This window comes from Campylobacter concisus, assembly GCF_003048905.1.
GTDB lineage: Bacteria > Campylobacterota > Campylobacteria > Campylobacterales > Campylobacteraceae > Campylobacter_A > Campylobacter_A concisus_V.
This window is the reverse complement of the sequence record NZ_PIRO01000002.1, coordinates 134855-158889: the sequence shown is the minus strand read 5'-3', so window position 1 is coordinate 158889 and position 24035 is coordinate 134855. Positions and strand designations below refer to the sequence as shown.

The following is a 24035-nucleotide window of genomic DNA, read 5'->3' as shown; positions in this document are numbered from 1 at the left end:
GAAAATCAAATCCATGTTAATTTTTAAAAATTTTTTCATTCATGCCTATAAAGTTTTTAGAAAATTTCACGATATAGTTTTTGTGCGACAAGAAGTCGTAACTAAAAAATTAAAAGGATTTACAATGAGTTTTCGTATTAACACAAACGTAAACGCACTTAACACACACGCTAACGCAGTTAGCAACAACACTGACCTATCTAAGTCACTTAACAAACTTAGCTCAGGTCTTAGGATTCAAACAGCTGCAGATGATGCTTCAGGTCTATCTATTGCAGATAGCTTAAGAAGTCAAGCTTCAGCTTTAGGTCAAGCTATTGCAAATGGTAATGATGCTATTGGTATCATTCAAGTTGCCGATAAAGCTATGGACGAGCAGCTAAAAATTCTTGATACTATCAAGACAAAAGCTACTCAATCAGCTCAAGACGGCCAAACAACTCAATCACGCCAAGCATTGCAAGCTGACATCGTTCGTCTAATGGAAGAGCTTGACAATATCGGTAACACTACTTCATTTAACGGTCAGCAACTACTAAACGGAACATTCTCTAATAAAGAATTCCAAATAGGTGCTTACTCAAACCAAACTGTTAAAGCAAGTATTGGTGCGACTACGTCTGATAAGATCGGTCTTACACGTTTTGAGAGTTCAAGACTACTTACAGCTATGGGTGAAGTAAACCTTAAATTCTTAAACGTTGATGGTGTAAACGATGTAGGTGTTACAGGCGCTACTATCTCAACAGGTATCGGTAAAGGCCTTGGCGCTCTAGCCGAGAACATCAACAAAGTTGCTGATAGAACTGGTGTTAGAGCTACAGCTGATGTTACTTGGAAAGCAAGTGCTGCTATTGGCGGTGGTTTAATTCAGTCTTTAACAATCAACGGCGTTAAAATCGGCGATCTAGAAGTTAAAGCAAATGATGCAAACGGTGCACTTGTAAATGCTATCAACTCTGTAAAAGATCAAACTGGTGTTGAAGCTTCTGTTGATGCTGAAACAGGTAAAATGGTACTAACAAGCCGTGATGGCCGTGCTATCGTAGCTTCTGGTAAAGACATCTCAAAGGGTCTTGGCGGTAAAGGTGCAGCTGCTAAAGGTACATCTTTAACTGGATTTGTAGGTAGACTAAACCTTGTTCGTCTTGATGGTAGAGATATCAAGCTAAATGCTGGTGGCGTTGCTAAACTATCGCTAGCATTCTCTGCTAATGGCGGTGCTCAACAATCAGTATCTCTAAGAGATATAAGAGGACAAATAGATAAAACCCTAGCAACAGCTATGGGCTTCCAAAGAATGAGTGGAGCTTTATCAGTAGCTCAATCTGCTGGTGTTATGACACTTCGCGGTGCAATGGCTGTTATGAGTATCGCTGAGTCTGCTCAAAAAACACTTGATCAAGTTCGTTCAGACCTTGGTTCAGTTCAAAACCAACTTCAAGCTACAGTTAATAACATCACTGTAACTCAAGTTAACGTAAAATCAGCAGAATCTCAAATCAGAGATGTTGATTTTGCTAGCGAGTCTGCTAACTTCTCAAAACATAACATCCTAGCTCAATCAGGTGCTTATGCTATGAGTCAAGCAAACAGCGTACAACAAAACGTAATGAAGCTTCTACAATAGTTTCATTAAGGTTTTAGATAGAGGCTTTGTCGCAGTAACAAAGCCTTAAGAGTGTTAATGCTTTTACAATACGCAAACCCACGCCCCAGAGTTTAACTTTGGGGCTTTATCTACTAAAAATAAATAGCAATGTATCTATTTTGTCTTTGCTCTAGTGGTTTATAATGGGTTGTGTTATAAATTTATAATTGTGACAGAGGCTTACTAAAACTAGTAAGCCAAATAAAAAAACTGTAAGTAAAATAATTCTACTTACAAATTAGCTTATATACTCAGTATAAAATTTTCTTTCGCTTTTCCTATCTCATTTTTAGTTATTAGTTTTCTCTTTTTAAGCTCAGCAACAAGTGTTTTTGAAGCTTTTTTAGTAACTTCGATGTCAGCATTTAGACCACCAGCTGCAGAGAACATCCAGTATTTGTGCATATTTACCCACATAAGAAGCTTATTAGTTTTTTGGATAGTTGTGTCACTTGGCGCTACAGAAATTTTTGCAAGCTCAAGTTCTTGATAATAGACTGAAATTTGCAATATATTATCTACATATTTTTGATAATTACGTTTTGCGATTACATCTTTTAGTTTATCTATCTTTTTTGTTATTTTAAGAAGCTCATCAAAATGTTTTTTTTCTATTTTATTTTCTTTATTGAGCTCAAGCAATTTATCTATACTAGGCACTACTTCTAAAAAGACTTTTTCTATTTGTTGTTTGACTTCACTTTGAGCTTTTATTTTTGCAAGTATGACTTTATAAGCTTTTAAAAGGTTTTTATTTACTGTCGTTTCACTATCTTTTTTTATATTAGGTAGTTTTTTAATCTCTTTGTCTTTACAAAGTTCATACATTACTTCTAAAAATGGCTTTTCTATAGTGCCTTCTATTCTAGCACCACCTTCGGTACAGTTATATGATTTTATATTCTCTAAGCTTGATTGGGCGATGTCATTTTCAAACTGGTTTTTAAATAGAGTCCAAACATATGTTGTTTTAACCTCTCCCTCTCCGCCATAAGCTTTAACAAATATATTTTCATCCGCTTGCGCAAAGGCGTGACCTTTTGCATGGCTTGCTCCATCTTTACCAAATGCTAGATCCTGTCCTATGAAAACGATATTTTTATGTCCTAAGACATAGGCTAGCTGGTAGGCCATGTTTGCACAACTATGCCCCACACCCAAATATCCATATCTTTTTAGACCAAACATATACTCCTCTTGTTGAGGTCTCATAGTTAGTACTAGTTTTCTTGGCAAGATATTTTTAATAGTTTGCTTGTGTGTAACTGAGGCAACAATAAAGTGTATATTGTCATCAATATTTGGATGTTTTTTTTCAAAAAAACTAGAAGTTGGTTCTATTCTTTCAATCGACATTACATAATCAGGCTTGATATCATGCCTTGCAAGGATTGGATAAGAGGCATCAACGCTTATAATGCTAACATATGGAGCAAATTTTTTAAGCGTATTAAGCTGTTTATCTAGGCTTGGGCCAGTTGATACAATTATAGCTGTATCCATAAGACCATATCTTTTTTTAACAAGACTTGTGTAGCAATAATTGCTAATCATGGGCACTAAATTTTCACAATTTTGTCTTGTGCCTAATAAAAGATCGTCTATGCTATTGCCGTGAGCAACTACTATTTGAGAAAATGCCCTTGTAATCTCTTTGTTTATTCTTATGTAGTCTTCTTCAAATTGATCATAAAAAGGCATATGAATCATAAGATTATCATAGGTTTTTGCATATGAGTTTAGTTTTGCTTCTGTAACCAGATAATAAAAATGTGTATAGGTTGCAAATTTTGAATAAAAAAGTATTATCTGTCCACTTTCTAGTTCGCTTGATAGATCAATAACATTTAAAACAAGATATATGATCTCAATCTCTGGCTCTATGACTACGATTTTTTGGTGTGTTTCATTTTTTGCTAATGCTTTATAGAGTACGCCATTGCCTAGTCCATAAAAAAATAGTATCGGATAACGTTTATAGTCACTTTCTATATCTTCAAGCAGCTTTAAAATGTCTGCTCCAGGATTTTCATAGATATATTTAAAAGTATGCTTGTTTATTAAATTTATATCAATCGGATCTTTTCCTATAAAAATTTCATAGTCTTCATTACCAGCAATAGACCAAAGCCTTGCTGCTAGAATTTCATCTTGTTGAAATAGTGCTTGAAGGTTTTTTTGAAAGATAGGATTTTGGATATTTGATACATTATCTTTAGATGGTTTTGCCTTTTTATTAGATGCCTTATCGTTTTTATTGTTCATATCAAATCCTCCTTTGTTAATCTCTCGCTAAATTTTATATCTCTTTTTGCTTTTTTACCGATCAGCTCTTTTAAAAATTTAGGGTGCAGGCCGTACCCTGGGCGCACACTCCTTATATTTTGCTCGCTAAAAATTTCACCTTTTTTTATATCTGCGCTTGCATAAAGCGAGCGTGAAAATCTCCTGTTTAAAACCGCTTTTTCATCTAGCTCGTAGCTTACCACGCCCAAAAGCTCTTCGGCCTCTCTAACGCATTTTGTCATAAGAGCAAATTCGCTCTCATCAAGGCTAAATGCGCTATCAACGCTTTTTACGCTTTTATCAAGTATAAAATGTTTTTCAATTATCCTAGCACCCAGGCTAACCGCAACAACTGGGGCTGTCACACCTAGTGTGTGATCTGAAAAGCCAACCTCTACGCCAAATTTCTCTCTCATATCAGCTATCGTTTTTAAATTCATGCCATTTAGCGGCGCTGGGTAACTTGAAGTGCATTTTAAAAGAGCGATGTCACTATTACATGCATTTTTGCAAATTTGTACCACATCTCTTATCTCTTCTTCATGGGCTATGCCAGTTGAGATGATGATGGGCTTGCCTTTTTTGGCTACAAATTCTACAAAATCATAATCCGTTACCTCAAAGCTTGCGATCTTGTAAGCTGGTGGGTTAAACTGCTCTAAAAAGTTGGCATCATCCTTGCAAAATGGGCTTGAAAAGCAGACAAGCCCTTCTTCTTTTGCTACTTTAAAAAGCTCGGCGTGCCACTCTTTTGGCGTTAGCGCCTCTTGATAAAGCTCGTATAAATTTCTCTTGTCCCAAAGCCCGCCTTTTATGACAAAATCATCTAGGTGCGAATTTAGAGTTAAACTATTAGGCGTATATGTCTGAAGCTTTATCGCATCAGCTCCAGCGCGCTTAGCTGCCTTTATCGTATCTATCGCCGTTTTTAGGCTGCCGCTGTGATTAGCGGAGAGCTCTGCTATTATAAAGACCTTTTTGTCTGTATCAAAATTTCCTATTTTCATCCGTTAGTCCGTTTTATTTTTAAGCTCAAGATAGCTAAATTCACCATCTTTTGCATAGATCCTAAAGCCAAAATTTTTATAAAGTGCGAGCGCTTTTTCGTTGTTATTATAAGCTTTTGCCTTTAGCGAGCCAACCTCTAATGTAAAAAAAGCGTAGTTTTTTATGAGATCAAGCAGTTTTTTACCCACGCCTCTTAGCTCCGGATTTTTATAAACGCCAAATTCACAACTTTCTTTCGTAATATCAACAAAGCTTATCACTCCGATAAATTCGCTCTCATCTTTTACTAGAAAATAAATCTTATCTTGAATGCTCTTTAATCTCTCTAAAAAAGCAAAATGCTCCTCTTTGCCAACGCTTTTATTTTTCATAAATTTAGCTATCCGCTCGTCGTTTCGCCACTTTAACACCATCAGCTTTTGCTCGCCATTAAGCGAGGTAAAATTTATAAGCTCAAGCAAATTTCATCTCCCCAGTAAGCTTCATATCCATTTTCTTTTAGCCAAGCAAAGATCTCTTTTTGATTATCCGCTACGCAAATGGCTTTAAATTTGGCTCCCAAAACGTAAGCTTCATTTACAAGTGAGCTTGCTGTTATGATGAGCATTTTGGCTTCATTCATCAGCCTTGCTACGCTTTTGCTATCTACAAAAAGGTTAAAATTTTCGCTCTTGCTTGATAGCTCTTTTAGGGCGCTTAAATTTTTATTTCCGCTAGTTGTTATGACGGCTGTTTTTAGCTTTTTAAGAAGCAGTTTTTCTGAAATTTTAGCACTTAGTCCTGAGATATCAGTGCCTCCAAGAATGATAGCGTAGTCGTAAATTTTCTCCCTTTTTACCTGTGCTTCTTCATAAAACTCATCTCTAACTAGCAAAAACTCACTTCCGCAAAATACCTTACAACCTTTTTCTACAAGCCTCTCATATCTTACCTTTTGCGCATATAAATTTACGTTTAAAATGTAGTCTGCAAAATGTTTCTCGTAAGTGTCGTCAAATGATAAAATTTTAACGCCAGTTTTTTCTTTTATAGCTCTTTCATCTTCAAAGCTAAAGCCGTAGTGGTCGATGATGAGAAGTTCAAATTTATTATCTTTTATAAGCTCACAAAGCTCATCTATCTCGCCACTTCTTAGGGTAAATTTGGGGTAGTTTATCTCATCAAAAATGTCACCTTCAAGCCTTAAAGATGCAAATGAGATGTCGCTAAATTTTTTAGCAAGCAAAAGGTCTCGCCTGATGTGCCCATGCCCTATCTTGCTGCTACTATCAGCGCGCACGAGCGTTTTTAGCAGTGGGAGTCCTTTAAATTCTTTCAATCAAATCTTTCCATTATTTATCAAATAAAGCTTTTTAGCAAACTCAAAATCCTCTATCGTGTCGATGTCACAGACTAAATTTCTTGGCAGCAAATACGCCTTTGAGTGTGGCGCAAACAAAGCACTACACTCCAGCCAAGCCTCTTTTTTGCCAAAATAAAATGCCCCAGCGTCATGAAACGCAGGCTCAAGATCTTGCGAGCGCGTCTTTTCAAACTGCGGGTAAAACATGCTAACTCTAGTGTTTTCATCAAGTTTTATCGCCCTTTGTATAGGAAAATCAAACGCAGTTGCTGAAAATAAAAATTTACACTCATGCTTTTTAAACTCTCCTGCGGCCTCTTTTAAAATTTCAGCCGTTATAAGCGGCGCTGTCGCGTAAAGACAGCAGACGTCACTAAAGCTAGAATTTACGCGCCCTATCGCGTCTTTTATCACGTCAGTGCTTGTCGCGTAGTCATCGCTTAGGCTCGCATCTCTAAAAAATGGCACGCTAGCTCCAAATTCTATAGCCACATTTGTGATCATTTCGTCATCGGTGCTTACGATCACTTCGTTAAAAACTTTAGAATTTAGCGCGGCCTCGATGCTATATGCGATTAAAGGCTTGCCTAAAAAGTCTTTGATATTTTTGCCAGGTATTCTCTTGCTGCCGCCTCTTGCTGGGATGATGCAGATCATTTTTGCTCACTAAAGCTTTTTAGCACATCAAAAAGCGTGCTAGCTACAAATTTAGCATCATCCACGTTCATGCCGTGATGGCATGGGATGCTAAGCTCAGCGCTATAAAATTTCTCCGCATTTGGCAGTGAAATTTCGCCTAGAAGCGCTTTATAAAAGCTAAATTTATATGTTGGCTTATAGTGTACCTGCACGCCAACGCCTTTTTGCAAGAGTGCTTCAAAAATTTGCTCTTTTTTATCCCAAAATTTCTCATCCAAAAGCACTGGATATAGGTGCCTTGAACTAGTTGTATTTGCTGGGATTTTTATAGTTTTAAAATATTCACACCCGCTAAATTTCTCATCATAAAATTTAGCTATCTCATTTCTTTTGGCGATAAAGCCGTCCAGCCTTTTTAGCTGGCTAAGCCCCAAAGCGCAGGCCACGTCTGTTATCCTGTAGTTGTATCCAAGCAGGCTCATGTCGCTATCCCAAAGCTTTGTTTTAGCGATGCCGTGGCTTCTATATAGCCTTGCAAGTCTTGCTAGCTCATCGTCGTTTGTGGCAAGTGCGCCGCCCTCAAGCGTGGTGATAGGCTTTACAGGGTGAAAGCTAAATATGCTAATATCAGCCTTAACGCCCACTTTTACGCCATTTTGCACGCTACCAAGGGCGTGAGAGGCGTCGTCTATCACTTTTATGCCGTGTTTTTTGGCTAAATTTATGATCTTATCTAGCTCCACTGGATTACCACCGTAATCAACCGCAGTTATCACCTTTGTTTTTGGTGTGATAAGAGCTGGAATTTTTTCTTCATCGATGTTGCCATTTGCTTTTACGTCGCAAAATTTAACCTGTGCTCCTGCCATCAAAGCCGCATTTGCAGTGGCTGCAAAGGTGATAGGTGTCGTGATCACTTCATCGCCGTCTTTTACGCCAAGGCTTAGATAGGCTACATGAAGTGCCGAAGTGGCTGAGTTCATGATGACAACATGCTTTACGCCAACATAGCTTGCCAGCTCCTCTTCAAATTTACTGACCTTTTGGCCACCTGTTAAGATGTCATCTTTTAAGGCATCTGTGACCGCCTTTATATCCTCTTCTGTGATCTGCTGACGGCTGTAAGGGATCATTTAGCATCTCCTATCATCTCAAGAAGACCTGCTCTATCTAGCCAAATTTTATTTGTATTTGAGCTATATTCAAAGTCCTCGCTCACTGGTTTGCCCTTTTGATGAAGAGCATTTGTCGAGAAGTCCTGCGCTGTTAAAAACTGGATAGATGGACTAATAACGTAGTAATCATCAAATTCGTATGTAAGATGCGCATCATCTCTTGAGATCATCATCTCATGCATCTTTTCTCCTGGGCGAATGCCTATGATCTTGACGCCAAGGTCTGGTGCAAGGGCTTTTGCAAGATCGACCATCGTCATAGATGGGATCTTTGGTATGAAAATTTCGCCACCTTTCATCCTCTCAAAATTTTTAAGGACGAAATTTACACCTTGTTCAAGCGTGATCCAAAATCTTGTCATCTTCTCATGTGTGATAGGAAGCTCTTTTTCGCCTTGCGCGATCAGTTTTTTAAAGAGTGGTACGACTGAGCCACGAGAGCCAACGACGTTTCCATATCTTACGACGCTAAATCTTGTCTTTTTATCTCCAACAATGTTATTTGCAGCGACAAAGAGCTTATCGCTGGCCAGTTTTGTAGCTCCGTATAAATTTACAGGGTTGCACGCCTTGTCAGTTGAGAGAGCGATTACCTTGCTAACGCCACACTCCAAAGAGGCGTCGATGACGTTTTGAGCGCCGTCAATGTTTGTTTTGATGCACTCCATTGGGTTATATTCTGCGATTGGTACGTGTTTCATCGCAGCTGCGTGGATGACATAGTCTATGCCATTCATCGCGGTTCTTAAGCGCTTATAGTCCCTCACGTCGCCGATGAAAAAGCGCATAGCCTTGTCTTTAAACATTTGGGCCATTTCGTATTGTTTTAGCTCATCGCGTGAGTAGATTACTAGCCTTCTTGGCTTGTATTTTTTTAACAAAATTTCGGTGTATTTTTTACCAAAACTTCCTGTTCCGCCGGTAATTAGTATTGATTTATCATTAAACATTATTGCGCCCTTTACTAACTATTTTTGGGGTATAAATAGCTAAATCTAAATTGTATTTTATAAAAATTTAAGCAAAAGCTATGCCAAAATTTTAAAATTTATTACAAAAGTTTTTACCTTTCTAGATTCTATTTCGTCAAATTTTAATTAATGTTTAGAGGAAATTATAAAAGCAGTATTTAAATTTAGCCTTTGCAAAATCGCAAAGGCATAAAAATTACTTCAAAATTCTTGGCAGTGTGATGCCTTCTTGGGCTTGGTATTTACCATTTTTATCAGCATAGGTTACCTCGCAAGGCTCATCGCCCTCGATAAATAGCACCTGCGCGATGCCTTCGTTCGCATAAATTTTTGCAGGAAGTGGCGTCGTGTTTGAAATTTCTATCGTGATATGCCCCTTAAATCCCGGCTCAAAAGGCGTGACGTTTACGATGATGCCGCACCTTGCATATGTGCTTTTACCAAGGCAGATGGCTAGTACGTTATCTGGCATGTTAAAGTACTCGATAGTGCGCGCTAGAGCGAATGAATTTGGTGGTACGATGCAGACATCGCCTTTAAAGTCTACCACGTTTTTTTCATCGAAATTTTTCGGATCGACTACGGTTCCGCCGATGTTTGTAAAAATTTTAAACTCGTCGCCCACGCGGATATCGTAGCCGTAGCTAGATACTCCGTAGCTCACCACGCCGCGACCCACCTGCTCCTCGGCAAATGGCACTATCATATTTTTCTCAACCGACATTTTTCTTATCCAAGAGTCTGATTTTAAGCCCATTTTTGCTCCTTTTTGACGGAGATTATAACGCTTTGCGTCTTTAAAGTAAATTTAATGGCATTTTGCAATAAAATTTAAGGAAATTAGTATAAATTTAACAGTAAAAATTAATAAAGGGGCAAAAATGCAAGAGAGAAATGCAGAAATTTTTACTGGCGAGCGTGCAATGTTTGGGGCAAAAAGTATAAATTTTACAAACTGTATCTTTGAAGATGGCGAGTCGCCGCTAAAACACAGCTCAAATTTAAAGCTAAATGAGTGCGTTTTTGCCTACAAATATCCACTTTGGTACGCAAATGATATCACGCTAAATGGCGGATACTTGGAGTCTCTAGCAAGGGCTGGCATGTGGTACAGCGCAAATTTAAGCTTCAAAGGCGTGGTCATCAATGCTCCAAAAAGCTTTAGAAAAAGCTCGCAAATTTCGCTAGAAAATATAAATTTTTCAGATGCTAGTGAAACACTTTGGGGATGCACGGATGTGAAGATAAAAAATGTCTTTGCAAAAGGGGATTACTTCGGGGCAAATAGCGAAAATTTAGAGGTTGACGGGCTAAGCTTAGACGGCAACTACTGCTTTGATAGTTGCAAAAATCTTTGCATCACAAACTCAAAGCTCATTTCAAAAGATGCATTTTGGAACTGCGAAAATGTGATCGCGCAAAACTGCCTAATCTCAGGCGAATATCTAGCTTGGAACTCAAAAAATGTGACACTTGTAAACTGCACGATAAAGAGCTTGCAAGCACTTTGTTACGTGGAAAATTTGGTCGTAAAAGATTGCATTTTTATGGATACGAGTCTTGCGTTTGAGTACTCAAGTGTCGATGTAAGCACAAGCGGAGCGATAAAAAGCATAAAAAATCCAAAAAGTGGCGTGATAAGAGCAGCAAAGATAGATGAGATCATCATCGATGAAAGTTTAGTGGATACTAAAGGTATTAAGATAATTATTACTGAAAAATAACTTAGCAAAAAAGAGTAACTTTGAGTTCCCGTTTTTGCTTCATAAAAAAATTTTTTATCTAATTTTCGCTACAATTAGACGCTTATATAAAAATTTAGGAGAAATTTCTATGAAAAAAGAAGATATAAAAGAGCTTATCGAATTTTTTAATGATATGGAGATGAATCATATCAAAATAAAAAGTGGTGATTTTGAGGTAGAGCTTGAAAAATTTTCAGATTATTGCGCGCCTGCTAAACCAGCAGCACAAGCACCAGCTCCAGCACCTGTAAATGTAGTCGTTAATTCAGAGGTAAAACCAGCTGCAAACTCGCCAAAAGATAGCATAAAATCTCCTATGGTAGGTACTTTCTATGCCGCTCCAAGCCCAGGTGCCGCTCCATTTGTAAAAGTAGGTCAAAGAGTAAGAAAAGGCGATGTAGTAGGCATCATCGAGGCTATGAAGATAATGAACGAGATCGAGGCTGAGTTTGACTGCCAGATCACTGAGATGCTAGTCTCTGACGGACAGCCAGTTGAGTTTGGATTGCCGTTATTTGGCGTGGAGAAAAATTAATGGAATTAAAAAGAATTTTAATCGCAAACCGAGGCGAGATCGCCCTTCGTGCTTTGCGAACGATAAAGGAGATGGGTAAAGAAGCCGTTGTAGTCTATTCAACCGCTGATAAAGACGCACTTTACGTAAAATATGCCGACGTAGCCATTTGCATCGGCAAAGAGCGCTCAAGCGACAGCTATCTAAATATCCCAGCTATCATAAGTGCAGCTGAGATCAGCGAAGCAGACGCTATTTTTCCTGGTTATGGCTTTCTAAGTGAAAATCAAAATTTTGTTGAAATTTGCTCACACCACAAGATCAAATTTATAGGACCAAGTGTCGCTGCAATGGCTTTAATGAGTGATAAAAGTAAGGCAAAGCAAGTCATGCAAAGAGCTGGCGTACCAGTCATACCTGGCTCAGACGGTGCTGTGGCTGACACAAAAGCAGCAAAAGAGTTAGCTAAAAAGATAGGCTATCCAGTCATATTAAAAGCTGCAGCAGGTGGTGGCGGACGTGGTATGCGCGTGGTTGAAAAAGAGGCTGATTTAGAAAAAGCATTTTGGTCTGCTGAGAGCGAGGCGATGAGTGCATTTGGCGATGGCACAATGTATATGGAAAAATATATCCTAAACCCACGCCACATCGAAGTTCAAGTAATTGGCGATAGCCATGGCAATGTGCTTCATATCGGTGAGCGTGATTGCTCTATGCAGCGTCGCCACCAAAAGCTGATCGAAGAGAGTCCAGCTATTCTGCTTGACGAAAAGACAAGAGAGAGACTTCACGAAACTGCCATAAAGGCGGCAAAAGCGATCGGCTACGAGGGAGCTGGTACGTTTGAGTTTTTGGTTGATAAAAATTTAGACTTTTATTTCATTGAGATGAATACAAGACTTCAAGTTGAACACACAGTGAGCGAAATGGTAAGCGGACTTGATATTATCGAGCTTATGATAAAAGTGGCTGAAGGCGAGACACTACCATCACAAGAGAGCATTGAGCTAAAAGGTCATGCGATCGAGTGCAGGATAACAGCTGAAGATCCAAATACATTTACGCCGTGTCCTGGAAAGATCACAAAATATGTCTGCCCAGGTGGCCGCAATGTAAGAATGGATAGCCATATCTATCAAGACTACTCGATACCGCCGTATTACGATAGTATGATCGGCAAACTTGTGGTTTGGGACACTGATAGAAATAGGGCGATCCATAAGATGAAAGTAGCTCTTGATCAGCTCATAATAAATGGCATCAAAACAACAAAAGATTTTCACATCGCTATGATGGAAAACAAAGACTTTTTAAGCAATAACTACGATACAAATTATCTTTCAAGACACTAAAAATTTTAAGTCAGGATTTGCAAAAAGCAGATCTTGACTTAAAAATTAAATTTTTTTAAGTTTATCTTAGGGGAAGCATGGTAAACAAAATCAAAGATCAAAATACAAAATTTTTCTCAAATGCCGATCTTGCAAAGCTATTTTTCCCTATTGCGGTTGAGCAGTTTTTAGAGTATAGTCTAGGGCTTGCAAACTCGCTAATGGCAGCAAGTGTTAGTGAAAGCGCTGTAAGTGCGATTAGTCTTGTGGAATTTGTCATGGCGCTATTTATTAGCATTTTTACAGCTATCGCTACTGGCGGCTCAGTGGTTGCTAGCCAGTATCTAGGCAATAAACAAAGTGGCAATGCCAAAATCACAGCAAATCAGCTCGTTTGGTTTAGTTTTATCTTTGCCCTTTTTATCGCAGTGGTCATCATAGTTTTAAAAGATATTATCCTAGATTACGTCTTTGGCGATATTGGTGAGCAAGTAAGGCATGATGCTAGCCACTATCTTGTTTTCTCAGCTATTTCTGCACCATTTTTGGCTGTCTATGCAGCAGCTGCGGCGATCTTTCGCACGATGTCAAACGCAAAGCTGCCTATGTATATTATGGCAGCTGCAAATTTATTAAACGTATTGCTCACTGCCATTAGTATTTATACATTTCATACTGGTATTTTAGGTATTGCCATCAGTACGCTTATAGCCAAGATGCTTGCTTGCTTTGTTATAGTCTATTTGCTTCTTGATATAAGGCTAAAACTTCACATAAGAAAGAGCTTTATCTATAAATTTGACTATGAGATCATCAAGAAAATTTTAAATATCGGTGTACCTTATGGCTTTGAAAATTCGATGTTTTATGTGGGTCGCATCATCGTTTTGAGCCTTGTTTCACTTTTTGGCACGGCAAGTATCGCTGCAAATGCCGTGGGAGGGACGATCGTGATGTTTCAAGTGCTCCCTGGCATGGCGATAGGCACAGGACTTAGTGTAGTTATCTCAAGGTGCGTTGGCGCAAACGACTTTGCTCAGGCTAAATTTTACGTAAAAAAATCGATGATAAGCATCTATATTGTCCAGCTTTTTAGCACAACAGTAATTTTGCTTTTACTTGAGCCATTGCTTCTTGTTTATAATCTCTCAGAAGAAGCCATAAAATTAACAAGGCAGATCGTCTGGTATCACGGTATCGCTATGTGTCTTATTTGGCCACTTGCCTACACATATCCGACCGTTTTTCGTGCTGCAGGGGATGCTAAATATCCGATGATTGTAAATTTAGTTTGTATGTTTGCTTGTAGAGTCATCTTGGCCTATGTCTTTGCACTTACATTTGATCTTGGTATGATAGGTACTTGGTTTGCAATGTTTGCTGACTGGGCTGTAAAGGCGGTGCTTTTTACTATTAGATACTTAAAAGGCACATGGATGAAATTTAAAGCTATTTAAAAAGAAATTTAGTAATATACAAGCGATTTTGTCGCAAAGGATAAAAAATGAAAAATGTATTTAAAATTGGTGCAGTTTTGCTTACGGCAGCTCTTTTTGCTGGATGTGCGAGTGAGAGCTCAAGGGTTGTTGAGACTCCAAAAGTAGCAAGCTATGGCACAGTTTACAATGGTCAAAAAATTTCAGTTTCGATAGGTCGATTTAATAATCAATCAGCTTACCAAAATGGTATATTTGCTGATGGCGAGGATAGGCTTGGTAACCAAGCTCAAAGCATTTTGATCACAAATTTACAGCAAAGTGGTAGATTTTTGGTGCTTGATAGATCAAATATGAAAGTGATCAAACAAGAGAGCGAGCTAAGTAAAACCGTTCAAAATCTAAAAGGCGCAAGATACGTGATAACCGGTGATGTAACCGAGTTTGGACGAAAAACTACGGGTGATCATCAGCTATTTGGCATACTTGGCAAAGGCAAGCAACAAACTGCCTATTCAAAGGTAAATTTAAATATCGTTGATACCAAAACAGCTGAGGTTGTCTATTCGGTTAGCGGTGCTGGCGAATACACCCTTTCAAACAGAGAGATCATAGGCTTTGGCGGCACAGCAGGATACGACTCTACGCTAAATGGCAAGGTTTTAAGTCTAGCTATTATTGAAGCGGTAAATAATCTAGTAAATGGCATAGAAAGTGGAGCATGGCAAGTAAAATAAAGCTTGCCGGCCTCGTGCTTTTTGTGCTATTTTTAGCGGGTTGCGGTCATTCAAACGGCCCAAGATCAATTTATTATTGGGACGGATCATATAGCAGCTCGCTATATAGTTATCTAAATGAAGAGGGCGATACAAACGAGCAGATTTCACGCTTAGAAAATTTGGTGCAGATATCAATACAAAAGGGCTATAAGATCGCTCCTGGCGTATACGCACACCTTGGACTTTTATACTTAAATAACGGAAATTTAGGCGCTGCAAATGCAAATTTTGACAAAGAAGTAGAGAATTTCCCAGAGTCAAGGGAGTATATAAATTTCATCAAAGGCTCTAAAAATTTGACTCCAAAAAAAGTAGAGCAAAAAGAGGGGGCAAATAATGAAAAATAGCCTAAAATTTATAGCCACTATATTTTTGGTAGTATTTTTTACGGGCTGCTCTATAAAAGAGCCTGAGCCATACGACTACTCAGAATTTTTACAAAAAAGACCTCACTCTATCTTAGTGCTTATGCCAACAAACGATAGTACAGAAATTTCAGGTCCAGCTGCTGTTTTAGCAAATGCAGTCGCACCACTAAGTGAGGCAGGATACTACGTATTTCCAGTGGCTCTTGTAAATGATACCTTTAAGCTAAATGGTATAACCGAGCCAAGTGAGATCGCAGCCGTGCCACTAAATAAGCTTGATAAAATTTTTCATGCTGATAGTGTGCTTTACATAAACATAAAAGATTATGGCACGAGCTATGCGGTTATCTCAAGCTCAACAAAGGTTGTCCTTGAAGCAAAGCTTATTGATATAAAAAGTGGCGCTACTCTTTGGCAAGGCAGTGCTATGGCAGCAGAAGATAGCAGCAGTGGCCAAAGTAGCCTACTTGGTATGTTAGTCTCAGCCGTCATCTCACAGGTGGCAAATACCATCTCAGATAGATCATACGATCTAGCAGTGATGGCAGATGCTTATTTATTTTCAAGAAATTGCCATAACTGCATACTTTATGGGCCTTATTCGCCGTATTACGGCAAAGATGCACAGCTTCATAAAGATAGATAAATTTAATGAATACTCATCGTCTTGGGATACTCCTTACTTTAATTGGCGGTATCCTTTGGGGATTTAGTGGGGTTTGTGGGCAGTATCTATTTTCACTTGGTATAAATTCTGATTTTTTGGTGCCATATAGACTGATGCTAGCTGGCATTGTTATTGTGATTTTTTATGCTTTTAAAGAACCAAGTGCCGTTTTTACTCCGATTAAAGATATAAAGCTACTTGGTGAGTTTTTAGTTTATGCCTTGCTTGGGCTTATGATGACGCAGTATGCCTACTTTTACTCCATCGAGCTTTCAAATGCCGCAGTTGCGACTGTTATTCAATACACCGCTCCTGCTTTAATTTTAATGGTCATTTGCATAAAAGAAAAACGCGTCCCAAGAAAACTTGAAATTTTAGCTCTATTTTTAGCCATGCTTGGCGTATTTTTCCTAAGCACACATGCTCAAATTTCATCTCTTGTCATTTCGCCAAAGGCCTTGTTTTGGTGCTTAGTTAGCGCTATTTGCGTTTGTGTTTATAATCTTGCTCCAGCAAGGCTAAATACGAAATATTCAGTCACTCTCACGCTTGGCTGGGGCATGGTTATGGGTGGAGCAGTGCTTGCTTGCTATATGAGAGTTTGGGATTTTACTGGGCTTAATGGTATAAATCAATGGCTGGCATTTATTGCTGTTATTACGCTTGGCACCATTTTTGCATTTAGCTTTTATATGATAGGTGTTAAGCTTATAGGAGCAGCAAAAGCTAGTTTATTAGCCTGCATAGAACCACTAAGCGCAGCATTTTTTGGCTACTTTTGGCTTGGAACAAAATTTGTATTTTGGGATTTTTTAGGATTTGTTCTAATAATCTCTTGTATATTTTTACTATCAAAAAGAGAAAAATTATGATATTTCTAGCACAAACCGATACGACAGCTGGCTTTTTGAGTAAAGATTATAAAGAGATAAATAGAGCCAAAATGCGTGATGAAAATAAACCTTGCCTTATCACTACGGCGAAATTTAGCGTTTTAAACGAGCTTGTTAGAGTGCCAAAAAAGTATAAAAATTTTATACGCCGTTCAAGAAAAGCCACATTTTTGTATCCAAATTTAAAGGCTATTAGAGTCGTAAAAGAGTGTGAGCACGAAAAATTTTTAGCTAAATTTGACTGGCTTTATTCAAGCAGTGCAAACAAAAATGGACAAAATTTTAATGAAGCTTGGGCTATGAGCGTGGCTGATGAAATAGTAGATGATCATTTTTTCGAAGATACACCATCAAAAATTTATAAAATTTCTCGAAAAAAGATAAAACGTTTAAGATAACTAGTGAATTTATACGGTCACTACCTTTTTAAACTCATCTAAATTTTTTAGCGCTTCATCTATGCCAATCAGCCAAAATTCGCACTTTGTCGTATCTTTTTTAAAGTGTTTTTTTATTAGTTCTTCCACGCTTTTTGTGCCACACTCTATTAAAAACTGTTTATAAATTTTGCAAAATTTTGCTTCGTCTTTTTTAAACTCACTTAGAAAAAATTGTGATAGCAAATAACCGACACTATAAGGATAGTTGTAAATGTAGTTATCTGTTTTATAAAAATGTGGCTTAAAATATGGCAAAAATTCTTCAACATCGCTCGTGCTGTCTTTATAAAATTTATCCCAAGCTTGTTTTAAAAGATCGCTCGCATCTTTTTTGCTGACTTGACCCTTTTGTCGCAGTTTTAAAAAACCAGTTTCAAACTCGTATCTAACGCTTATATGAAGTAAAAAATTTGCAGCGCTTTTTAGCTCCTGCCATAAAATTTCTACCCTAAGTGAGTCATCTTTTTTTAGCTCATTTCGTAAAAGAGTTTCATTAAATGTACTCGCGCTCTCGGCCAAGCTCATTGGAAAGTTTGCGCTTAAAACTGGAAGATCACGCATCAAGTAGTAGTGCCAAGCATGCCCAAGCTCATGAGCTTGCTGGATTAAGTGTGAAAGAGTATTCATGTAGGTGGTAAAAATTCTTGGTTGCTTAAATTTTGGCAAACTCACAAAAAATGCTCCGCCAGCTTTATTTTCTCGTACATCGCTTTCTATCCAGTGTTTGTCTATCATAAGCTTGATAAAACTATCTTCATCCAGTGGTTTTAATGCTTTTTTGATGATTTTAATAGCCTCGTCATGAGAAATTTCATGATGCTTGCTAAGTGGATAAGGTGCCAAAAGATCGCAACTTCTCATGCTTTTGCCACCTAAAAAGCTAGCTCTTACTCTTACGCATTCTCTTATTTTTTCCACTCTTTTGCTAATGGCTTCTTGCATAGCGTTTAAAGTGTCAAGGCTCATTTTATTTTCTTCAAGGCTTGGAGTTAAAAAATCAACTTTTGCTGCCTTAAATTTAGCCAGTCTAAATCCATGAAGCATATTTAAGATATCAAGATAAAGATCGGCAAATTTATCATAGTGAGAACTCAGAGCATCAAACACATTTTTGCGTAAAACTTCATCGCCTGATCCTTTTAATATACCCATACATTTTGCAAGATTATAGCTTTGTGTATTTGCATTTTTATTGGCAGCAGAGATATTTATTAAATTATTTAGATGTCTAAAATTTGCAAAAAGTGGGAAAAAATTTGTGAGTGCTAAATTTGCAAAAAAATCTCTTTCACTCTTTTTTCGTATTTTGCTCTTGCTATTTTTATGCTCTAAATATAGAAATTTTATATGTTTAAAATGAGCGCTTTGAAAAATTTTATCATCATTTTTTAGGCTATCAAATTTATCAAAAAGTATCTCCTTTACTGTATCAAGTCTAGCTTTTTGCTCTTTTATTTTTAGCTCAAATTTACTAGCTAGCTCATCTTTTGTATTATCGCTACTTTTACAACGACAAAATGCGAGTAGGCTAGCTGCTTCTTTATATGCTTCTTCGTATGAGATGATAGCTTTGGTAAGCTCGCTATTGTTTAAAAATTTAACCAAATTTTCATTTTGTGCTTTTAGATTTTCAAACGATGAGGTAAAAATTTCGCTATCAAAATCTACATAAGAATCATCAAAGCTCCATCTCATATTTTCTCTTTAAAATGATAGTAAAAATACAAATATATGGTGGCTTATAAGACCTAAAATAGCTGGCACGCTGCATCTTTTAATGAGCGAAAGTGGGCTAATGTGAAGCATGCCTGAAATGGCTACCACTACGCCAGAGACAGGTGAAAGTGGTCTAGCTATTGTGGAGGCTTGATGCATAGGAAGCACGAGCATAACAGAGTTGATGTTTAAACTCTTGGCTATATTTGGCACCATATTTAAAAGCGGATAAAAGCTTGCACCATTTGAGCCAGCTATGATTGTAACGATGGTTGTTATAAATACAAAAAGTATAGACATGCCAAGTCCCCCAAAGCCTATGCTTTTTGCCAAATTTACAATAGCATCAAGCATACCAAGAGCTTTAAACCCTTCAGCAAATATACCAGCTGCTACAACTAGCATAACAACACCACTTAAGCTTTTTGCCATGGCATTAAAAAATACTTTTAGCCCTTCGCCAAGCTTTTCAAAGCTAAATTTATGCCTAAATGCTTCAAATACCATAGCAATTATCATAGAAAGGATTATGACGCTTGATATGTTTAATTTTATAGTTTTTAAACAATATGGCGAAAAAACTACTACTAAAATCATCGGTAAAAATGGTAAAAGAGCATAGATCATAGGTGCTTGCTCTTTTGGAACATCCACCTTATCGTCAAAACTAATGCTCTCTCCTATATGCTCGCTGCAAACCCAACCTTCTTTTTTGTCTAAGTATCTATTCCAAAGAACTAATGCAATGCCGATCACGAGCACAGTTGGAAGAGCCGCTGGAATTTTATAGATAAAAACATAATCAAGCACCTCAAGTTCAGTTGCTTTTGCAGCAGCAGCTGTCGATGAGCCAAGAAGTACCATTGAGCTAGCTCCACTCATCGCACAAATACTACCAACGCTTAGTTTATTTAGCCCTAGTGATATAAGAACTGGTCCAAGAAGTGCAAGACAAAGCACGCCAAGCCCAACTGCGCTGGTTATGACCATGCTTATAAGTTTTGCTACGCAAAAAGCTATGAATATCATAAAATATGGGCTTTTTATGGCTTTAAACCTTTTTGTGGCGATGCCCACAAAGGCTTGATTTGCTCCGATATGAGTCATATAACTTGCAAAACCGACCATTAACATGATTAAAAGTCCAAGTTGTGAAAAATTATTTGAGAGCATATAGCGGATAAACTCAACTACATCTAGCAATGAATTTCCAGTGCTCTTTACCTTTTCTGGTAAAAATTTTCCCGTATCAAGAATGACCGAAGAGATAAGCATGATAACGCCAGAGAGTAAGAGCACGAAAGTGGCGTATTTGCCTTTTAAAATCGCCCAGCCCACAACAAAAAGCGTAAGTAAGGCTATGATTAGACCAAGAGTATGCATTTTTGCTCCTTATTAAGATATTTAAAAACCAGAATACAAAAATCAAAAATACACTAAAGTATAAAAAATAATATTTATATACTTGCAATTATACTACTTGTTATATTGAAATTTCGCTTTTATTTATAAAAATATTATTGATTTTATAAATGAGGTTGCTGCTTTTATGACTAAGATGCAAAAGATAAATATAAAAATTTTAATATTAAGTGCGACTATTGTAGTGTGATTTAAAGCTAATTAAAATATTCAAAATATAAAAGATGCAAATATTTGGTTTGGTAAAAATTCAAATGATGCCAGTAGCAACTTATTTTAGTATTTACTCCCTCGGAAGTCCGTTTTTATCAGACTTGTCGCTGATTAGCTTACCCGATTCGTTGTATTTTTTGGCGCGGATGAGCCTACCGCGCTCAAACTCACCCAGGGCTTCGAGCTTTCCGTTTGCGTAGTAGTGGCGCGCCTCGCCGATCTCCAGCCCGTCCTCAAACATCACTCTAGCTTTTAGCTTGCCGTTTTCGTGATACTCCTCGTATAGCCCGTGATAGCGCCCGTTTTTAAACATTACTTTTGCCGCCGGCGCCCCGCTCTCGTAGTAGTCCAGACCCGCGCCCGTTTGGCGGCCGTCTTTGTACTCGTATTCGCCTCGTAGCTTGCCGCTTGGGTAATATTCGCGCGCGACGCCATCCTTTTTGCCGTCTTTGTAATTTTCTACCACGCGCGTTTTGCCGTTTTCGTAAAATCGCTTCCAAACGCCGTTTTTGCGGTCATTTTTGTATTCGCCCGTCTCCTCCACGGTGCCGCTTTCGTAGTACCACGTTTCCGCGCCCTCTCGCTTGCCCTCTTTGTAGGTTCGCACGCCTCGAATTTTACCGCTTTTGTAGTAGTCGAAGTCCTCGCCGTTTCGAAGCCCGCCCGCGTATGGGCTGCGTGCGCTAACCTCGCCGCTAACGTAATAGTCGGTAAATACGCCCTCTCGCTTGTCTGCCTTGTAGGTGCCCTCCTGCTTTAACGCGCCGCCCTCGTCAAAGTAGTAGCGGCGGTAGCGCCCGTCGCGGACGTCATTTTTGTATTCGCTCTCGCCCATCAGAGCGCCGCTATCTGCGTGGTAGTGCTTCGCCGTGCCCTCGCGGATGCCGTTTTTTAAGGGGTATTCGTTTGAGGGTTTGTCCCTACCGTCAAAATAGTCCCTGTATCGCATCGCCGTGCCGCCCTGCACGTCTATCTCGCGTATGAGCGTGGGCGGCAGGGGTTTTAGCCTCGGATAGACCATGCCCATCGCATTTACGTCATATAGGTCCTCGACGCTGTAGCGAAGCATCTTTAACGTGCCGTCGTAGAGCTTGCCTTTTACGTAGTAAAGCCCGTTTTTGAGGCTCGCTTCAGGCTTCATTACGATTTTTGGCTCTAGTGCTTGCACGACTAGCGCTAAAAGCGGGAGCAGGAGGAGGAATTTTAAAATTTTAATATCTAAAAAATTCACAAATTTAATCCTTATAATTTATTGCATTACCACCAATTGAATATACTTTAAATCAATTTTTACTTTTCTGTTTTATAACATCAATGAGCCATTCTGGTAACTGCTTTATTTTAGTTACAATTTCATCATAGTCAATCAACCTATCAGAGCTTTTTGATTTATCTAAAAAATCACTTGGATTTTTAGAAATTATATCAATCGTAGACGACATTAATTTTGTAAGCAACTCTTGATTTTCTTCGTTTAAATTTTTGATTTGTTCTTTGTAACTTTCATATGAGCTTGCAATTGCGACTTTATGTGCATATTCCTGCGAAAGCCTCATAGCTTCTTTGCGCCTATTTGAACAAAAAATAGCAAGCCAAATAAGAGGTAGTGCCATAGTTATTTTTGAAAAAAATCCGAAAAAGATAATATAAATTCTATTGTTCAATAAGGCAGATATATAGGGCGTAGCTATTGCATCGTTTGATTGCCCGAGTTGTGCAATTGTAGTTTTTACATCAAAGTTTAAAATTTCTTTTAAATCATAAAAGGACCAAAGTGCTACTAAAAATATAAATAAAATACATACGATAAAGGAAAAATTCCAAAATACAATCGTTTCACTTATCGAATTTCTCTCCCTGCCATAAGAGGCAGAAAGACTCGCATTAGTAGCTTTTTCATTTAGTTCCTTGATTATTTTGTCATACTCATCAAAACGAGTTTTCATTATACCTTTATATTCATCTAAATCTTTAAACATATTGTCAAGTTTTTGTTCCAAACCTCCACTGCGAACATTATCATTTAGTTCACCGAAAATCTTTATATGAAATTTTCCTATTTCTTCTAGTTTTTGATAATTTTCGGTAATTTTCTCTTTGGTTAATTCTAGGTCTTGAGCTATCTTATTTCTTGCATTTTCTATTTCTTGCTGTATAGATATATCTTTATCTTCTTGTCTAACTACCAAATTAGTTCTAATTTTTTCTATCTCATTAAAGTATCCATAGATTTCATCTTTTTGTTTTAAAAAATCGCCGTTAGCAATATTGAATTTTTGTATATAATTCTCGACATCTGTTATTTTATTTTTGATCGCTTCTAATTTTAAATCATCCAATGATGCCTTTATTGCGTCATTGTATCCCGCAATCATCTCCATAACGATTGGTTTTGCCTGATTTTTTGGAATATATATGGTTGAATATCTGGCTAATATTGTTAAGGCGTTGTCGATAATGGCAGTCAAATGCCCCATACTTCTATTCCAATTGACAAAGCAGTTTTGAAATTCTCCAAAAAAAGCATTCGGAAGTAGATTTTCGTCCAATAAATTTATGTAATTCTCTATATAAATTAGTGCTTCCTTATTTCTAGCAAATTCCTGCGCTTCGTTTTCCGACATAGATTTAACATTCAATGTATTAATATCTTCTTTTAACTGCCTGAAATTATTTAAAGAATTACTTATTTTTGACATTTATCTTCCTTGCAATAGTACTCTTTCTTAAGAATTTTAACACTATTTTAATTACACACTTCTTTTGGATGCTTTACAAACTTGATAAATTTACTAATTTTTTAGTCGTCCTTTAACGTGCCCGCGACGACCTTCCACTCTTGCGCGAGCCTTTCAAAGCTAAAATTTGCGTTTGCCGAGCTAGTAGAGGGTAGTTTGAGGGGCGGTTTGCCCGTTGCATTTAAAATTTGAGTTTTTAGGTATTTTTCGCAGATTTCGTGCGCCTTACCGCCGTTTGCGTAAACTTGCGCTATGCGCGCTCCGCTAAAAATCGGCTCCAAATTTGCAGGTTCGATAGCGGTCATTTTAGCATCGCTCGAGCCCTTTATCTCGCACGAGATCGCAGCGTCGTAGATGGCGATGCGGCTGGCGATTAGGAAATTTATCTTTTCATCCATGCTTGTAGGCAGCGGAGCGTTTAAAATCCCGGCCAGCACTCGCCAAAAGCGGTTTTGTGGATTTGCGTAGTAAAAGCCCAGCTTGCGAGAAACGACGGAAGGAAAGGAGCCGAGGATTAAAATTTTAGAATTTTTATCAAAAATAGGTTTAAAAGGATGAGTTTGGCTCATTTTGCGCCTTTTAAAATTTGCTGGGTAAATTTTACATTTTTAAATTTCAAAGCAAATTTAACCACCCAAACGAGCGGCTAAATTTACAAATATTTTCCCTCACCTGCCAAATTTAGGCGAGAGAAATTTGCG

Annotated in this window: 23 protein-coding genes; 10 read left to right on the top strand and 13 right to left on the bottom strand. The window is 38.0% G+C overall.

Features of this window, described 5'->3' with window-relative positions:
• The first annotated feature begins 124 nt into the window (after positions 1-124).
• Positions 125-1630 carry a flagellin B gene (locus tag CVS95_RS06960; protein ID WP_072595387.1) on the top strand — a complete coding sequence of 502 codons (1506 nt, stop codon included), beginning with the start codon at positions 125-127 and terminating at the stop codon, positions 1628-1630.
• 264 nt (positions 1631-1894) lie between these two features.
• Here the strand turns inward: CVS95_RS06960 and CVS95_RS06955 are convergent, their stop codons facing one another.
• The 8 genes from CVS95_RS06955 to dcd form a co-directional block, all read right to left on the bottom strand.
• Positions 1895-3916, bottom strand: a complete 2022-nt coding sequence (locus CVS95_RS06955) for a motility associated factor glycosyltransferase family protein (protein WP_107696064.1) — start codon at positions 3914-3916, stop codon at positions 1895-1897.
• Positions 3913-4944, bottom strand: coding sequence for a pseudaminic acid synthase (gene pseI / locus CVS95_RS06950; protein WP_107696063.1), 1032 nt, complete (start codon positions 4942-4944; stop codon positions 3913-3915). Before pseI ends, CVS95_RS06955 begins: the two co-directional genes overlap by 4 nt.
• A 3-nt stretch (positions 4945-4947) precedes the next feature.
• Positions 4948-5406 carry a UDP-4-amino-4,6-dideoxy-N-acetyl-beta-L-altrosamine N-acetyltransferase gene (gene pseH, locus CVS95_RS06945; RefSeq protein WP_107696062.1) on the bottom strand — a complete coding sequence of 153 codons (459 nt, stop codon included), beginning with the start codon at positions 5404-5406 and terminating at the stop codon, positions 4948-4950.
• A complete protein-coding gene (gene pseG, locus CVS95_RS06940) occupies positions 5391-6263 on the bottom strand; it encodes a UDP-2,4-diacetamido-2,4,6-trideoxy-beta-L-altropyranose hydrolase (protein WP_107696061.1) in 873 nt (290 codons plus the stop codon). The genes pseH and pseG overlap by 16 nt, the downstream gene beginning before the upstream one ends.
• On the bottom strand, positions 6264-6944 hold the full coding sequence (gene pseF / locus CVS95_RS06935) for a pseudaminic acid cytidylyltransferase (RefSeq protein ID WP_107696060.1): 681 nt from the start codon (positions 6942-6944) through the stop codon (positions 6264-6266).
• Positions 6941-8059 carry a UDP-4-amino-4,6-dideoxy-N-acetyl-beta-L-altrosamine transaminase gene (pseC, locus tag CVS95_RS06930; RefSeq protein WP_107696059.1) on the bottom strand — a complete coding sequence of 373 codons (1119 nt, stop codon included), beginning with the start codon at positions 8057-8059 and terminating at the stop codon, positions 6941-6943. Before pseC ends, pseF begins: the two co-directional genes overlap by 4 nt.
• Positions 8056-9051: a UDP-N-acetylglucosamine 4,6-dehydratase (inverting) gene (gene pseB / locus CVS95_RS06925; RefSeq protein WP_107696058.1), complete on the bottom strand. Its 996-nt coding sequence runs from the start codon at positions 9049-9051 to the stop codon at positions 8056-8058. The genes pseC and pseB overlap by 4 nt, the downstream gene beginning before the upstream one ends.
• Positions 9052-9268: 217 nt before the next feature.
• Positions 9269-9829, bottom strand: coding sequence for a dCTP deaminase (gene dcd / locus CVS95_RS06920; protein WP_021091674.1), 561 nt, complete (start codon positions 9827-9829; stop codon positions 9269-9271).
• 124 nt (positions 9830-9953) lie between these two features.
• Here dcd and CVS95_RS06915 point away from each other — a divergent pair, with 124 nt between their 5' ends.
• From CVS95_RS06915 to CVS95_RS06875, 9 genes are all read left to right on the top strand, one after another.
• Complete coding sequence (locus CVS95_RS06915) at positions 9954-10796, top strand: DUF3737 family protein (RefSeq protein WP_107696057.1); 843 nt, start codon at positions 9954-9956, stop codon at positions 10794-10796.
• Between the two features lie 109 nt (positions 10797-10905).
• Complete coding sequence (gene accB, locus CVS95_RS06910) at positions 10906-11352, top strand: acetyl-CoA carboxylase biotin carboxyl carrier protein (protein ID WP_084041901.1); 447 nt, start codon at positions 10906-10908, stop codon at positions 11350-11352.
• A complete protein-coding gene (locus tag CVS95_RS06905; protein ID WP_107696056.1) occupies positions 11352-12683 on the top strand; it encodes an acetyl-CoA carboxylase biotin carboxylase subunit in 1332 nt (443 codons plus the stop codon). Before accB ends, CVS95_RS06905 begins: the two co-directional genes overlap by 1 nt.
• Positions 12684-12760: 77 nt before the next feature.
• Positions 12761-14119, top strand: coding sequence for an MATE family efflux transporter (locus CVS95_RS06900; RefSeq protein WP_107696055.1), 1359 nt, complete (start codon positions 12761-12763; stop codon positions 14117-14119).
• A gap of 47 nt (positions 14120-14166) precedes the next feature.
• The gene (locus CVS95_RS06895; protein WP_107696054.1) at positions 14167-14835 is read left to right on the top strand and encodes a CsgG/HfaB family protein; all 669 of its coding nucleotides are present in this window, start codon (positions 14167-14169) and stop codon (positions 14833-14835) included.
• Positions 14820-15224 carry a DUF4810 domain-containing protein gene (locus tag CVS95_RS06890; RefSeq protein ID WP_107696053.1) on the top strand — a complete coding sequence of 135 codons (405 nt, stop codon included), beginning with the start codon at positions 14820-14822 and terminating at the stop codon, positions 15222-15224. Before CVS95_RS06895 ends, CVS95_RS06890 begins: the two co-directional genes overlap by 16 nt.
• On the top strand, positions 15214-15891 hold the full coding sequence (locus CVS95_RS06885; protein WP_107696052.1) for a DUF799 domain-containing protein: 678 nt from the start codon (positions 15214-15216) through the stop codon (positions 15889-15891). Before CVS95_RS06890 ends, CVS95_RS06885 begins: the two co-directional genes overlap by 11 nt.
• Before the next feature lie 5 nt (positions 15892-15896).
• A complete protein-coding gene (locus tag CVS95_RS06880; RefSeq protein WP_107696051.1) occupies positions 15897-16784 on the top strand; it encodes a DMT family transporter in 888 nt (295 codons plus the stop codon).
• Positions 16781-17203, top strand: coding sequence for a Sua5 YciO YrdC YwlC family protein (locus tag CVS95_RS06875; RefSeq protein WP_107696050.1), 423 nt, complete (start codon positions 16781-16783; stop codon positions 17201-17203). Before CVS95_RS06880 ends, CVS95_RS06875 begins: the two co-directional genes overlap by 4 nt.
• A 9-nt stretch (positions 17204-17212) precedes the next feature.
• On the opposite strand, the gene CVS95_RS06870 is transcribed toward CVS95_RS06875, so the two are convergent.
• The 5 genes from CVS95_RS06870 to CVS95_RS06850 all read right to left on the bottom strand — a co-directional run bounded on the left by CVS95_RS06870 (position 17213) and on the right by CVS95_RS06850 (position 23903).
• Positions 17213-18940, bottom strand: coding sequence for a peptidase M3 (locus CVS95_RS06870; RefSeq protein ID WP_107696049.1), 1728 nt, complete (start codon positions 18938-18940; stop codon positions 17213-17215).
• 9 nt (positions 18941-18949) lie between these two features.
• Positions 18950-20344, bottom strand: coding sequence for a C4-dicarboxylate transporter DcuC (dcuC, locus tag CVS95_RS06865; RefSeq protein WP_107696048.1), 1395 nt, complete (start codon positions 20342-20344; stop codon positions 18950-18952).
• Between the two features lie 322 nt (positions 20345-20666).
• On the bottom strand, positions 20667-21827 hold the full coding sequence (locus CVS95_RS06860; RefSeq protein ID WP_234400042.1) for a toxin-antitoxin system YwqK family antitoxin: 1161 nt from the start codon (positions 21825-21827) through the stop codon (positions 20667-20669).
• A gap of 52 nt (positions 21828-21879) precedes the next feature.
• A complete protein-coding gene (locus CVS95_RS06855; protein WP_107696047.1) occupies positions 21880-23295 on the bottom strand; it encodes a hypothetical protein in 1416 nt (471 codons plus the stop codon).
• 101 nt (positions 23296-23396) lie between these two features.
• Positions 23397-23903 (bottom strand): DNA-deoxyinosine glycosylase, encoded by a 507-nt coding sequence (locus CVS95_RS06850; protein WP_107696046.1) that lies wholly within the window; start codon positions 23901-23903, stop codon positions 23397-23399.
• Between the last annotated feature and the right edge of the window lie 132 nt (positions 23904-24035).

Excerpts from the sequence above, each read along its gene's own strand:
- pseF (WP_107696060.1), bottom strand. The coding sequence starts at position 6,944 with ATGATCTGCATCATCCCAGCAAGAGGCGGCAGCAAGAGAATACCTGGC.
- accB (WP_084041901.1), top strand. The coding sequence starts at position 10,906 with ATGAAAAAAGAAGATATAAAAGAGCTTATCGAATTTTTTAATGATATG.
- dcd (WP_021091674.1), bottom strand. The coding sequence starts at position 9,829 with ATGGGCTTAAAATCAGACTCTTGGATAAGAAAAATGTCGGTTGAGAAA.
- pseC (WP_107696059.1), bottom strand. The coding sequence starts at position 8,059 with ATGATCCCTTACAGCCGTCAGCAGATCACAGAAGAGGATATAAAGGCG.
- CVS95_RS06890 (WP_107696053.1), top strand. The coding sequence starts at position 14,820 with ATGGCAAGTAAAATAAAGCTTGCCGGCCTCGTGCTTTTTGTGCTATTT.
- CVS95_RS06875 (WP_107696050.1), top strand. The coding sequence starts at position 16,781 with ATGATATTTCTAGCACAAACCGATACGACAGCTGGCTTTTTGAGTAAA.
- CVS95_RS06900 (WP_107696055.1), top strand. The coding sequence starts at position 12,761 with ATGGTAAACAAAATCAAAGATCAAAATACAAAATTTTTCTCAAATGCC.
- pseB (WP_107696058.1), bottom strand. The coding sequence starts at position 9,051 with ATGTTTAATGATAAATCAATACTAATTACCGGCGGAACAGGAAGTTTT.
- CVS95_RS06895 (WP_107696054.1), top strand. The coding sequence starts at position 14,167 with ATGAAAAATGTATTTAAAATTGGTGCAGTTTTGCTTACGGCAGCTCTT.
- CVS95_RS06855 (WP_107696047.1), bottom strand. The coding sequence starts at position 23,295 with ATGTCAAAAATAAGTAATTCTTTAAATAATTTCAGGCAGTTAAAAGAA.
- dcuC (WP_107696048.1), bottom strand. The coding sequence starts at position 20,344 with ATGCATACTCTTGGTCTAATCATAGCCTTACTTACGCTTTTTGTTGTG.
- CVS95_RS06955 (WP_107696064.1), bottom strand. The coding sequence starts at position 3,916 with ATGAACAATAAAAACGATAAGGCATCTAATAAAAAGGCAAAACCATCT.
- pseI (WP_107696063.1), bottom strand. The coding sequence starts at position 4,944 with ATGAAAATAGGAAATTTTGATACAGACAAAAAGGTCTTTATAATAGCA.
- CVS95_RS06905 (WP_107696056.1), top strand. The coding sequence starts at position 11,352 with ATGGAATTAAAAAGAATTTTAATCGCAAACCGAGGCGAGATCGCCCTT.
- CVS95_RS06850 (WP_107696046.1), bottom strand. The coding sequence starts at position 23,903 with ATGAGCCAAACTCATCCTTTTAAACCTATTTTTGATAAAAATTCTAAA.
- CVS95_RS06870 (WP_107696049.1), bottom strand. The coding sequence starts at position 18,940 with ATGAGATGGAGCTTTGATGATTCTTATGTAGATTTTGATAGCGAAATT.
- CVS95_RS06915 (WP_107696057.1), top strand. The coding sequence starts at position 9,954 with ATGCAAGAGAGAAATGCAGAAATTTTTACTGGCGAGCGTGCAATGTTT.
- CVS95_RS06885 (WP_107696052.1), top strand. The coding sequence starts at position 15,214 with ATGAAAAATAGCCTAAAATTTATAGCCACTATATTTTTGGTAGTATTT.
- CVS95_RS06880 (WP_107696051.1), top strand. The coding sequence starts at position 15,897 with ATGAATACTCATCGTCTTGGGATACTCCTTACTTTAATTGGCGGTATC.
- CVS95_RS06960 (WP_072595387.1), top strand. The coding sequence starts at position 125 with ATGAGTTTTCGTATTAACACAAACGTAAACGCACTTAACACACACGCT.